Source organism: Lentzea aerocolonigenes, assembly GCF_000955955.1.
GTDB lineage: Bacteria > Actinomycetota > Actinomycetes > Mycobacteriales > Pseudonocardiaceae > Lentzea > Lentzea aerocolonigenes_A.
On sequence record NZ_JYJG01000517.1, the window covers coordinates 1 to 12,016 of the forward strand.

Sequence of the window (12,016 nt, forward strand, 5' to 3'; positions counted from 1 at the left end):
GTATCGAAGTCCGGGGTCGATGGGAGTCGCGCCTGAGGTGGTTCCTGGTGGCCCTAGTCGCCGGTCTTCGAGGTCGCCTTCTCGTAGGCGACCTCGAACGCCTCGTCGGCCGGAACCGCGATGTGCGGGACCACGCCGACGGCTTCCCAGTTCGTGCCGGAGATCGGGTTGATCGAGCGGCCGTTGGGAACCGCGGACTTGAGGTGCGGGCCGACCCGGTAGCGGCTGCCGGGGTGGGCACCTCCCCTCGTGGTCTCACCGATGAGGGTGGCGCGCTTGGTCTGCTGGAGGTTGTAGCTCAGCTCCTCGGCACCGGAGAACGTGCGGCTGCTGGTGAGCACGTAGATCGGCTTCTTGCCGCCGAACTTCGGGCCCGGCACGAACGGCAGCGTCCAGTACTGCTCGGTGGTGTCCGTGGTGCGGTCGTAGATGTCGTTGAGGTGGAAGCGCTCGTCGAACAGGTAGCTGCAGATCAGCGCGACCGTGTTGGGGTCGCCGCCGACGTTGTCGCGCAGGTCGATGATCAGCGCGTCGGTGTGCGCGATGAGGTTCATGGCCGCGGTGACGGCGGGCGTCGCGATCTCGGCGTCGTGCAGCATGCGGAGCTTGAGCAGGCCGATGTTGCCCTCGAGGCGCTCGATCCTGGTGATGCCGAACGCGTCCTGCTCGGCTTCCTTCCGGTACGCCTCCTGGTCCCAGGCGAACTCCTGGCCGTTGTCCGGGACCTCGGCCTCGCTGTGGAGCAGGCGGAGGTGCTTGTCGCCGTTGACGCTCTGCAGGTCCTTCGTGACCCGTGCCGCGAACTCCTCATCGTCCGCCGCGTCGGCGTAGGCACCCTCGGCCAGGCGGCTGCGCAGGACGGTGGCGATCTCGGCGGCCGTGTCCGGGAAGACGTAGTAGGAGGCTAGCTGGGAGCACAGGAGTTCGATCTCTGGTTCACGCACGGGCGCACACTAGCTTCGGGGCACGCCGCCGGCAGCCGAGTTTCAGCGCCGCCCCTCCTCTGCCCGCCGGCTCCCCCGCCGGCGAACCGCGGTCGCAGCGGCCGTGGTGCGCGTGCGAGGACGCGCAGTCCGTTCAGCGGGTGCGGCGGCCGCCGGCTGGAGCACGGCCGCGAGTGCGGAGATCGTCGGGTGGGCGAAGAAGGCGGTCAGCGGAACGTCGATGCCGTGGCGGTCGCGCAGTTCGTGACGTACCCGCACGACGAGGAGCGACGTGCTGCCCGCGTCGAAGATGTTCTCCGCGACGCTGACCCTGGACACGCCCAGCACCTCGCACCACACCTCGTGCAGCAGGTCCTGGACCGGGTCGCTCGGCGGGAGGTGGTCCGTGCTCGGCGTGTGCTGCCGGGCGACGTTCTTCAGGGCGTTGCGATCGGTCTTGCCGTTCGGGGTCAACGGCAGTGCGGGCACCGTCAGGACTCGGCTGGGCACCATGTACTCGGGCAGGCGCTGTCGCAGGAACGCGCGCGTGCTGTGTTTGAGCACCCGCAGCAGCGTGCCCTGTCTCGGGTCGTTGCTCACCGGACCGTCGGCCGCCGGACGGTCGTGCACGAACCCGTGGCCGTCGCCGCGCAGGAAGGTGGTTCGGACGCGGCCCTCTTCCGGCCGCCGCGACGACCAGGCGTGGTGCGCCCGCAGGCCGTGCCGGGCCGCGATCTCGCCGAGCTCCTCCAGCGTGCACGCGGGTTCCGCGGCGGCGCCGGTCACGAGTCCGGCGAACCGGGCGACGCGGGCGTTCGGGATGCCGTCCACGACGACTGCGCCGGCGGTCGACGTGGCGAGCACCTGCTCCAGCCGGGCGAGGTCCTCCCAGTCGTGGTGCTCGCGAGGCGGGCCGGCGACCTCCGCACCGATCTTGAGAAGCACGTCGTAGCGGAACCGGGTCAGCTCGTTGTCGAAGCCGGACTCCTTGAGCGACACCTGGATTCCGGTCACCGCGGGCAGGGCGTCCTGCAGCCGGGTGAAGAAGCCGGGGTCGACGAGCAGCTCGTCCTCCTCCAGCGCGTGCCGGGCGGCCAGGGCGCGCAGCTCCTCCGGCCGCAGCCGTTCGTCGGCCCGCACCACGCTCGCGTGGAAGGCCTCCGCGAGCCGCAGGGACCGCAGGTCGCCGACGAAGATGTGACCGCCGGGAGCGACGATCCGGCTCGCCGCGGTCAGCACGTCGCTCAGATAACCGACGCTCGGGAAGTACTGGGCGACCGAGTTGATGATCACGCAGTCGACGAGGTCGCCCGCGGCCACCTCCGCGATCTGCTCGGCGGTCGCCGTCGCCAGCCGTACCCGGTCGCCGATGCCGCGCCGTTCGACCGCGTCGCGCACGTGGCCGATGGCCGTCGGGGAGAAGTCGACGCCCAGATAGCTGTCGGCGTCCGGAGCGAGCCGCAGGAGCAGCAGTCCGGTGCCGCACCCGATCTCGGCGAACGTGCGGGCGCCCGTCGCGGCGATGCGCGCCACGGTCCGCTCCACCCAGTCGCGCATGTCGGCTTCCGGCAGCGGTTCCTTGGTGTAGCTGCTCTGCCAGCCCTTGAGGTTGAAGTCGTCGTGCGCGGCGGGCTCGCCCTCCGCGTAGGTGTTGTCCCACAGGGTGCGCCAGTCGCCGGTCGTGTCACTCGACGGGTCCTGCTCGCTGCGCGGCGTCACGAAGGTGATCAGCTGGTCGTTCACCGCGATCGTGCACGCGTCGCGCACGCCGGGGCAGGACCGGGCGGCGGCGTCGACCTCCCCCGGCTCCACCCGGTGCCCGCGGATCTTCACCTGGTCGTCGAGGCGGCCCAGGTACTCGAGGTCGCCGTCGTTGCTCCACCGGACCAGGTCGCCGGTGCGGTACACCGGTTCGCCCCGCACCTCGGTGAACCGCTCGGCGGTCAGCTCCGGCCGGTCGAGGTAGCCCAGCGCGAGACCCGCGCCGCCGATGCACAACTCTCCCGGCACGCCCAGCGGGACCGGGCGGCAGGCGGGGTCGGTGACGAACAGGCTGGTGTTCGCGATCGGCCTGCCGATGCCGGTGGACGTGTCGTCGCGCCGCAGCACCGCCCTGGTCGACCAGATCGTGGTCTCCGTCGGGCCGTAGACGTTGTGGACCTCCGGCCCCAGCGCGGTCAGGGCCTGGGCGAGCGAGTGCGGCAGGTGCTCGCCACCGCACCAGATCTGGCGCAGCGAGGCCGGCGCGACACGGGTGGTCGCGGTGTAGAGCTTCCACGTCGCGGGCGTCGCCTGCACGACGGTGATCTCCTCGGCCGCCAGCAGCCGGTGCAGCTCGTCCGGGTCGCCGCCGACTCCCGCCGGGCCGATGACCAGCGCACCTCCGGTCAGCAGCGGGAGCCAGAGCTCCAGTCCCGCGATGTCGAACGAGAGGGAGGTCAGCGCGAGCAGCCTGTCGTTCTCACCGAACGACGACTCCACCGCGAAGTCGTCCAGGAGGTTTCCGAGGCTCGTGTGGCCGACCAGCACTCCCTTGGGACGACCGGTGGAGCCGGACGTGTAGATCACGTACGCCACGTCGGTGCCCGCCACGTCCGCCTGCGCAGCCGGGATCGCGGTCAGCGGCTCGTCCAGCGCGAGGACCTCGGTGCCCGCGGGCACCGGCACGCGCTCCGCGAGGTCGCGCGTGCTCAGCAGGACCTTGATGGCGGAGTCGTGCGTCATCTGCTCCAGTCGGGCGCGCGGGTATCCCGGATCGATCGGCACGTAAGCGCCACCGGCGAGCCACACGCCGAGCAGACCGGCGGGCAGGTCACGGCCGCGAGGGAGCGCGACACCGGCCAGGTCACCCGGCTTCAGCCCGCGCGCGGCCAGTTCCGCGGCGATCACCCCGGCCCTGTGGAAGAGCTCCGCGAACGTGTAGGCACCGTCGGCCGCCCGCACCGCCACGGCGTCCGGGCGGCGCGACGCCGTCTCCCGCAGCCGTGCGGGCAACGCGCGGGGGTCGACCGGGCGCACCGGTCCGGTGCCGAACTCGGCGAGCACAGCCCGTTCCGCCGCGTCGGTCAGGTCGACGTCCTCGACGCGGAAGTCCTGACCGGAGGCGACGATCTCCCACAACCGCAACAGGTGCCGGCCGAACCGTTCCGCCGTCGCCCGGTCGAAGAGGTCGGTCGAGTACCGCAGCCGGCAGTCGAGACCGGCGTCGAGCACCGTGACGTCCAGGACCAGGTCGAACGGCGAGGAACCGGTGGCCAAGATGATCGGCTCCAGGGCGGCGCCCGGCAGGTCGGGCGCGGCGGTGGGACCGTCCTGCACCGTCAGCATCACCTGGACCAGCAGGTTGTGGGACAGGCTGCGCACCGGCGCCACGCCGTCGAGCAGCTCCTCGAACGGGACGTCCGGCCCGGAGCCCTTGAGCGTCACGTCCCGCACACGGCCGAGGCAGGTCGTGAACGACGGGTCGCCGCTCAGGTCCGCGGGGACCACCAGAGTGGTGGCGAGGGGCCCGACGAGGGCCTCCGTGCGCGGCGCCTGCGGGGTCGCGACCAGCAGCCGCGACTGCCCCGACCACCGGCTCAGCACCGCGGCGAACGAGGTCAGCAGCACCGTCCGCACGGTCGCGCCGTGCTCGCGCGCCACCTTTTCGAGGCCGTCGGCCAGCGGGGCGGGGACGTGCCACGACGTCAGGTCCGCGGCGAGCGTCTGCACGGCGGGGCGGGGACGATCCGCGGGCAGGTCGAGCACGGTCGGGAAACCGTCCAGCGCGCTCACCGCCGCCTTCACCTCTGCGGCCTCGGGCTCCTCGCGCCGGCGGATCGGCGGCTCCGGCAGGCTCGCGCCGTCCTGCCGGTAGAACGCCGCGACCTCGCGCAGGAAGACGTCCACGGACTCGGTGTCCGCCACCAGCTGGTGCAGGACGAACACCAGCTCACCGCCGCCCACGCCCACACGCACCAGGGGTGCGGCGGTGAGGTCGAACGGTTCCGCGGCGAAGCCCGCCAGACCGTCCCGCTCCTGCACCGTCACCCGCACCAGTGCCGGCACCTCCTGGACGGGGGTGCCGTCCACGACGCCGAACCGGGTGCGCAGCACCTCGTGCCGGGCGATCACGGCGTTGACCGCTCGTTCCAGCGCCGGCACGTCCAGCTCACCGCGCACGGCGAACCGCGCCTCCAGGTGGTGCAGCGCGGTACCCGGCACGAGCTGCTCGATGAACCAGATCCGCTGCTGTGCCGGCGTGACCGGGTGCGCGTTCGCCTCGGAAGTCATCGGTCCCCCGTCAGTTCCGCCGGGTCGATCCCGGGGCAGTCGTCCAGCAGTGCCGGGTGCAGGTACGGCGTCCGGCCGAAGACCCGTGGCGCGACATCGGTCAGCAGCGCGTGGTCGTCCTCGGCGTAGGCCTGCCAGTCGACCCGGAAACCTCGCTCCCACAGGCCTCCGACGGCGCGCAGCCAGTCGGCGTGGTCGCCGGCCAGCCGCAGCAGCTCGGCGTCGGGGTGTGCCGCGGTCACGGTGCGCAGCGCGTCTTCCGCCGCGACGGGCTCGCCCTGCTGCACACCCCAGTAGCTCGGATCGCGGGCCTCGTCGGCGGACAACCACGAACCGGTGACGCCGGAGATCATCGGCGTCTCTGGTGCCCGCAGCCGCAGATCGCGCATCGGGCGCGAGTCGCCCTGGCCGCGGCGGCACACCGCCCTCGTCGCGTCCTCGGGTGAGAGGACGCCGCTCAGCGCGGCGGCGGTCAGCTCACCGGTACCGAGGCCCACCAGCACGTCGGGTGCGAGGCCCACGCTGCCGAGGAACGCGTGCTGCCCGAGGCCCAGCAGATGCAGCACGGGTCGCAGTACCTCCGCGCCCGACGGCAGGACACCCAGCCGGAACGCGTCGCGCACGCCCGCGAAGATCTCCTGACCCACCACCTGTTCGACGACGGTGAGCCCTTCGTCCACAGTGGACCGGAAGGCGGGTTCCGCGCCGTAGAGGGAGAAAGTCCCGGCGGAGACCTCGTCCGGCAGCAGGAGGACCAGGGTGGGCGGGGTGGCTGGGGCGGTGTGGTGCCGTCCCGCGTCCGGCCACGCCACGGCGGCCGGGTCGCCGACCCGGACCAGCGCGGTCGTGCGCACGGCGAGGGCGGGACGACCGACCCGCAGCGTGTGCCCGATGTCCCGCAAGGAGTTCTCGGTGGAGCCGTCCACGGCCGCACGCAGCTCCCGCACGGTCGCGCCCAGGCGCTCCGGGTCGTCCGCGGACAGCGGCAGCAGCTGCCAGGACCGGCCCTTCCGTTCCGCGGCACGGACCTCGTGCTCGGCGTCACCGATGATGACGTGACCGTTCGTGCCGCCCAGCCCGAACGAGCTGATCGCCGCGTACCGGCCCTGTTCGGACCGCGGCCACTCGACCAGCCGGTCCGCCAGCGAGAACGGCGTCCCGCTCACGTCGACGGGCCGTGCGCCGCCCACGAGCGGTGCGTTGGGCGGGATCTGCCCGTGGCGCAACGCGAGCAGCGCGCCGATGACACCCGCGGCACCGGCGGCCGCGGTGAGGTTGCCGACGTTCGCCTTCACCGAGTGCAGGCGGCATTCGCCGGGCAGGGCGCCGGAGGAGTGGAAGGCCTGGGTCGCCGCGTCGATCTCCAGCGCGTCACCGATGCCGGTGCCGGAGCCGTGGCCTTCGAGCAGGCCGATGGCGGCCGCGCGCAGCTCCGCGACGTCGAGGGCCTCCTCGATCAGCTCGACCTGACCGGCGACTCCCGGCGCGGTGAAGCCCGCGCGTTCCCGGCCGTCGTTGTTCACCGCGGTACCGGCGACCACGCCGAGGATCGGGTTGCCCTCCGCCAGTGCCAGGTCGAGGCGGCGCAGGAAGAGGACGGCGACGCCGTTGCTCTCCACCGTGCCGTCGGCCGACGTCGTGTACGGCGCGCACCGCCCGCTGGGTGAGTAGATGCCGCCCTCGGTGACGAGGTAACCCGCGTCCCTGATGTTCACCGAGACGCCACCGGCCAGTGCCGAGTCGCATTCACCGGCGAGGATGGCCTGGCAGGCGAGGTGCACGGCGACGTTCGAGGACGAGCAGGCGGTCAGCACCGTCATCGACGGCCCGGTGAGGCCGTAGGCGTAGGAGACGCGGGTCGACAGGTAGTCCGGGCTCGTGCCGACCGACAGCGCCGACTGGTCCACGGCACCGTCGGTGCGGAAGTCGATCCGCGGTCCGTAGTCGCTCGTCCGCTGACCCAGGAAGACACCGACCCGGTCGGGCAGTGCCCCGATGAACGCCCCGGAGCTCTCGACCGCCCGGTAGCAGGCCTCCAGGACCACGCGGTGCTGCGGATCGGTCAGCTCCGCCTCGGACCGGCCGAACCCGAACGCGGCCGGGTCGAATCCGAGTGCGTCCGCCATCGGATAGGCGGCGGCCACATAAGCCGGGTCCTTGTACCTGTGTTCGGGAACACCGCGACGCGCCAATTCGTCGTAATCGAATTCACGCCGCCCGGAACCGCCGGAGACGAGCAGCCTCCAGAAATCCGCGGTGTCGCGCACACCGGCCGCGCGGATCGACATGCCGACGACCGCAACACGCTCAGACATTACCCACCAACCTCACGAATAGCGTCGGCTCGAGTTGCCGGACGGGACGAGCGAACGCACATCGAGCCGCGCTCCGATGTTGTCTCGCCGGCGAGACGAGCGCAATCATGGACAGCGCGCCCCGGCGTGCTGCCGCGACGCCTGCCGCAGTGTCGCCGCAGACCGTTAGAGTGATTCCGCAGGGGAGAGTTCCGTGACGAATCCGTTCGAGGACGAAGAGGGCCGTTTCCTGGTCCTCGTCAACGCCGAGAACCAGCATTCGCTGTGGCCCGCGTTCACGGCGGTGCCGGCCGGATGGACGGTGACGCATGGTCCGGACACCCGGCAGAACTGTCTCGAGCACGTTTCCGCGAATTGGACCGACATGAGGCCGGCCAGCCTTGTCGGTGCGATGGACGAACAGCGTCAGAAAGGCGACTGAGAGATGACGGTCGAAAGCGAGTTCCGCAACCCCATGGACGAGCTCGTCGTCAGCAACGTGCGCAAGCTCACGGGCAACGAGAGCATCGGCATCAACGACGACTTCTTCGACATCGGCGGAAACTCCATCGTCGCGATCCGCCTCGGGCAGGCCCTGAGCAAGGAGCTCGGAATCCCCCGCGCGGTCCGCGTCATCTTCAAGAACCCGGTGCTGAGCAACCTCAGCGACGCGCTCAACGGCCTGGTCGCGGACAAGGCCTGACCAGGCCGCAGCACGTCAAATCGCAGGTCAGAACCCTGCCGCGGCGCGGCGCAGCATCTCCGCCGCCCAGACCTCCACCGAGCCGCTCTCCTCCTTGGCCGCCGCCTCGAACCTCGCGAGGTCCTCGTCGGAGAGCCGCAGGTGCAGCAGCCGCCCTTCGGGGGCGTCCGCGGCGTCCGCGGCGTGGACGGACACCTGCTCGGGCACGGGCTCGCACCCGGACTCCGGTTCGGCGGCACCCTGCTCGATCGCGCCCTGCTCGGTCCGGCTGCTGCGGACCTGCCCGCGCAGTTTGTTCCGGCTCCAGCCGAACTGCTCCGCTTTTCTCAGCCAGTAGTCCTGCTGCGGTTGTTCCAGCGCCACCACTTCGAGGTGGTGACTGAAACTCAGATTCTGCCGCCGGCGGGACAGCGGAAATCTGCGGGCGACCCAGGTGTAGTTGCGCAGCGTCTGATAACTGAGCGACGTCCGCTTGATCGCCTCGACGTAGCGGTCCTGGAACGTGGATTCGCCGTAAACGAGCCAGTCCGCGATCCACCACGCGGAGGAATCCGCGAAAGAAAGCAGGTTGGCGCCGAGGCTCTCCCACATCACGATGCTTTGCTTGGAAGTGAACAGCAAGCCGGACTTGTGGAGCTGAACACCCGATCCCATCGGACGTCCGGCCACCCTTGCGGCCACTGCCTGCGGTACGACCACCCCTTGAGGACGCACCGGGACAGGTTCAAAACGCACAGTAACCCCCCAGTTACCCAACGTGTAACTTCTTCCACTATATCAGGGCCTCGAACCACTTCCAGGTGAACGCGAACACAAGGGTCGGCGCCGCACGCAAGCCCTCTACCAGCGTTGATCTACTGAGGCCGCATTTGCGCACACGATGACCAGCCTCGGCGTGCACAGCCCGGCCAGGAGCCCACGCGCGCCGCCGAGACCTACGTCACAGCTTTTTCGAAACCACCACTCGACTCGGCCGCATCTGCATTCACCGTGACGGTTTGCCGCCGGATGATCGAATTCCTTCGAACGAGCTGAACTCGACACACTCGTCCCGGACGCCCGGCCGCCACTGCTATGTTCCAGCGCATGGGGGAATCAGCACGTACTGCGGCGGCGCCCGGCCTCGGCCGCAACTTCATCAAACTGTGGGCGGCGAACACGTCGTCCGCACTGGGCACGGGGCTCGTCACGATCGCCGCGCCCCTCTTCGTCGCCTCGCAGACCAGCGACCCCCTCACCGTCTCGGCGATCTCGATCGCCATCTGGCTGCCGTGGCTGCTGTTCACGCTGCCCGGCGGGGTGCTCGTCGACCGCGTCGACCGCCGCAGGCTGATGATCAGGCTCGACTGGGCCCGCGTCGTCGTGATGGGTGTGCTCGGCACCTCGATGCTGCTCGGTCACGCGCCGCTGTGGCTGCTGTTCCTGAGCCTCTTCGTGATCGAGACCGGTGAGGTGCTGTTCCGCTCCGCCGGGCAGTCGATGGTGCCCGCGGTGGTGCCGCACCAGATGCTGGAGCGCGCGAACGGCTGGCTGATCGGCGGCGTGACCACCACGCAGCAGATGATCGCCGGACCGCTCGGCGGGTTCCTGTTCCTGGTGGCGGCGAGCATCCCGTTCCTGGTCAACGCGAGCACGTACGCGGTGAGCGCCGTGCTGATCGCGTTGATCCCCGGCACGTTCCGGGCCGCGGGCAAGGAGGCCGAGACCCCGGGCCCGGCCAAGGCCGGCCTGAAGGAGAACCTGGCGTCGGTCAAGGCGGACATCGCCGAGAGCTTCCGCTTCCTGCTGGGCCAGCCGATGCTGCGCACGATGAGCGTGCTGATCGGCATCCTGAACATCACGCTGATCGGGGCGGGGTCCGTGCTGGTCCTGCTCGCCACGCAACGGCTCGGGCTCAGCTCGATCGGCTACGGCGTGCTGATCACCTGCATGGCGGTCGGCGGTGTCCTCGGGTCGATCTTCGGCGACCGGCTCGTCAAGCGGGTGACGGCCACCTGGACGATCCGGATCGGCCTGCTCGTCGAAGCGGCGACCCACCTGACCCTGGCGACTTCGCTCAACCAGTACGTCGTCGGCTTCGCGCTGTTCGCGCTGGGCGTGCACTGCGCGCTGTGGGTCATGGTCGGCAACTCGCTGCGCCAGCGCCTGACGCCGCCAGCGCTGATGGGCCGCAGCGCCAGCCTCAACCTGTTCATCGTCTTCGGCGGCAACGCCGTCGGCGCGCTGCTCGGCGGCGTGCTCGCCAAGCAGTTCGGCATCACGGCGCCGTACTGGCTCGGCTTCGTCGTCGCGGCCGTCGTCGCGGTCTCCACCTGGCGGGTCTTCACCCCCGCGGCGGTGGCGCGGGCCTACGAGACGCCCGCCCACCTGCGCGAGGAGCAGGACGCCGGCCGCTGAGCTCCGGGACCGGCCGCGGCCGGTCCCGTGCTCTCACGGCCGGGTGAGCAGGTCGTGCAGAACCGGCCCGAACCGCCGCACCGGCTGGGGATCCATCATCTCCTCGTGGTCGCAGTCCACCGCGTGGACCTCGACCTCGCCCTTCACGAACCCGGCCCACTCCAGGCCCTCACGGCTCCGCCTCGACCCGTCCGCCTCGATGCTGACGATCGGCCCGAGCGACATCCGCGTCCGGTGGGCGGCGAAGATCCGCAGGCAGTGCAGCGCGACCTCGGACAGCGCGCCGACCCGCACGGCCGACAGTTCAGGAAGTGCCAGCGCCCCGGCTCCCCGGATCGACTGGTCGACGAGGTCGAGCAGATCACCGGCGGCCTCGGTGTCCGTCTCCTCGCCCACACCGGGCACCGAGTCGAACAGCACCAGCAGCGGCGACTCCTCGCCGGCCTCCTCCAGCTGCACCGCCATCTCCTGGGCGACGGTGCCGCCGAACGACCACCCCATCAGGATCCGGGGCCCGTCCGCCCGCACCTCCCGCGTGGTGGCGAGGTACGCGGCCGCCAGCGCCTCGACCGACTCCAGACTCGCTTCGCCCACCGCGAACCCGCTCGACTGCAGCCCGTACACCGGGTGCCCCTGCGGGATGTGCGGGAGCAGCCGCGAGTAGCACCAGCTCAGCCCGCCGATCGGGTGGACGAGGAACACCGGCGCGAGATCGCCGTCGGTCCGCAACGGCAGGAGGGTCTCGAACGGGTCGCCCTGGTCGCGGCCGAGCCGTGCCGCGACACCCGCGACGGTGGGCGCCTCGAACAGCGTCCGGATCCCGAGCTCCACGCCCAGTTCCGCGCGCACCCTCGCCACCAGCCTGCTGGCGAGCAGCGAGTGCCCGCCCAGGTCGAAGAAGCTGTCGTCGATCCCGACCCGCGCCAGGCCCAGCACGTCGGCGAAGAGTCCACAAAGGACCTCCTCGCGCGGGTTCCTCGGCTCGGCGGTCGCGGTCCTGTCCGCGAGCGGGGCGGGCAGTGCCCGGCGATCGAGCTTTCCGTTGGAGGTCAACGGGAGGTGGTCCAGCTCGACGACCATCGGGACCATGTACTCCGGCAACGCCCCACCGGCGAACTCCCGCACCAGGGCGGGATCGACCTCACCGGCACGAGACGGCACGACGTAGGCCACGAGCCGCTTGTCCCCCGGCCTGTCCTCCCGGACGATCACCGCCGCCCGGGCCACACCGGGTGCGCCGGACACCACGGCCTCGACCTCGCCGAGCTCGATCCGGAACCCGCGGATCTTCACCTGGTGGTCCGCGCGGCCCAGGTACTCCAGGCTGCCGTCGGTCCGCCACCGCGCGAGGTCACCGGAGCGGTACATCCGTTCACCCGGCTCGCCGAACGGGCACGCCACGAACCGTTCCGAGGTCAGCCCCGGCC

At 71.0% G+C, this 12,016-nt stretch carries 8 protein-coding genes; 3 read left to right on the plus strand and 5 right to left on the minus strand.

Features of this window, described 5'->3' with window-relative positions:
• Positions 1 to 53: 53 nt before the first annotated feature.
• The 3 genes from UK23_RS45520 to UK23_RS45530 are packed head-to-tail and all read right to left on the minus strand — an operon-like array spanning position 54 to position 7,510.
• Positions 54 to 944: a S41 family peptidase gene (locus UK23_RS45520; RefSeq protein ID WP_045318080.1), complete on the minus strand. Its 891-nt coding sequence runs from the start codon at positions 942 to 944 to the stop codon at positions 54 to 56.
• A 42-nt stretch (positions 945 to 986) separates the two neighbouring features.
• Positions 987 to 5,195, minus strand: a complete 4,209-nt coding sequence (locus UK23_RS45525) for a non-ribosomal peptide synthetase (protein ID WP_045318081.1) — start codon at positions 5,193 to 5,195, stop codon at positions 987 to 989.
• Complete coding sequence (locus tag UK23_RS45530; RefSeq protein ID WP_045318082.1) at positions 5,192 to 7,510, minus strand: beta-ketoacyl synthase N-terminal-like domain-containing protein; 2,319 nt, start codon at positions 7,508 to 7,510, stop codon at positions 5,192 to 5,194. The genes UK23_RS45525 and UK23_RS45530 overlap by 4 nt, the downstream gene beginning before the upstream one ends.
• Positions 7,511 to 7,703: 193 nt before the next feature.
• Here UK23_RS45530 and UK23_RS45535 point away from each other — a divergent pair, with 193 nt between their 5' ends.
• Both UK23_RS45535 and UK23_RS45540 read left to right on the plus strand, forming a co-directional pair.
• Positions 7,704 to 7,931, plus strand: a complete 228-nt coding sequence (locus UK23_RS45535) for an MbtH family protein (RefSeq protein WP_045318083.1) — start codon at positions 7,704 to 7,706, stop codon at positions 7,929 to 7,931.
• A 3-nt stretch (positions 7,932 to 7,934) separates the two neighbouring features.
• Positions 7,935 to 8,192 carry a phosphopantetheine-binding protein gene (locus tag UK23_RS45540; RefSeq protein WP_045318084.1) on the plus strand — a complete coding sequence of 86 codons (258 nt, stop codon included), beginning with the start codon at positions 7,935 to 7,937 and terminating at the stop codon, positions 8,190 to 8,192.
• A gap of 27 nt (positions 8,193 to 8,219) precedes the next feature.
• On the opposite strand, the gene UK23_RS45545 is transcribed toward UK23_RS45540, so the two are convergent.
• Positions 8,220 to 8,846, minus strand: coding sequence for an LmbU family transcriptional regulator (locus UK23_RS45545; protein ID WP_045318085.1), 627 nt, complete (start codon positions 8,844 to 8,846; stop codon positions 8,220 to 8,222).
• A 432-nt stretch (positions 8,847 to 9,278) separates the two neighbouring features.
• On the opposite strand from UK23_RS45545, the gene UK23_RS45550 reads away from it, so the two are divergent.
• On the plus strand, positions 9,279 to 10,589 hold the full coding sequence (locus UK23_RS45550; RefSeq protein ID WP_045318086.1) for an MFS transporter: 1,311 nt from the start codon (positions 9,279 to 9,281) through the stop codon (positions 10,587 to 10,589).
• A gap of 33 nt (positions 10,590 to 10,622) precedes the next feature.
• On the opposite strand, the gene UK23_RS54895 is transcribed toward UK23_RS45550, so the two are convergent.
• Positions 10,623 to 12,016 (minus strand): alpha/beta fold hydrolase (locus tag UK23_RS54895; RefSeq protein WP_156213866.1); only part of this gene is annotated, 1,394 nt, incomplete at its 5' end.

What these genes read in the sequence shown, in the direction of transcription:
- UK23_RS45525 (WP_045318081.1), bottom strand. Translation starts at nt 5,195, where the DNA reads ATGACTTCCGAGGCGAACGCGCACCCGGTCACGCCGGCACAGCAGCGG.
- UK23_RS45530 (WP_045318082.1), bottom strand. Translation starts at nt 7,510, where the DNA reads ATGTCTGAGCGTGTTGCGGTCGTCGGCATGTCGATCCGCGCGGCCGGT.
- UK23_RS45540 (WP_045318084.1), top strand. Translation starts at nt 7,935, where the DNA reads ATGACGGTCGAAAGCGAGTTCCGCAACCCCATGGACGAGCTCGTCGTC.
- UK23_RS45545 (WP_045318085.1), bottom strand. Translation starts at nt 8,846, where the DNA reads ATGGGATCGGGTGTTCAGCTCCACAAGTCCGGCTTGCTGTTCACTTCC.
- UK23_RS45550 (WP_045318086.1), top strand. Translation starts at nt 9,279, where the DNA reads ATGGGGGAATCAGCACGTACTGCGGCGGCGCCCGGCCTCGGCCGCAAC.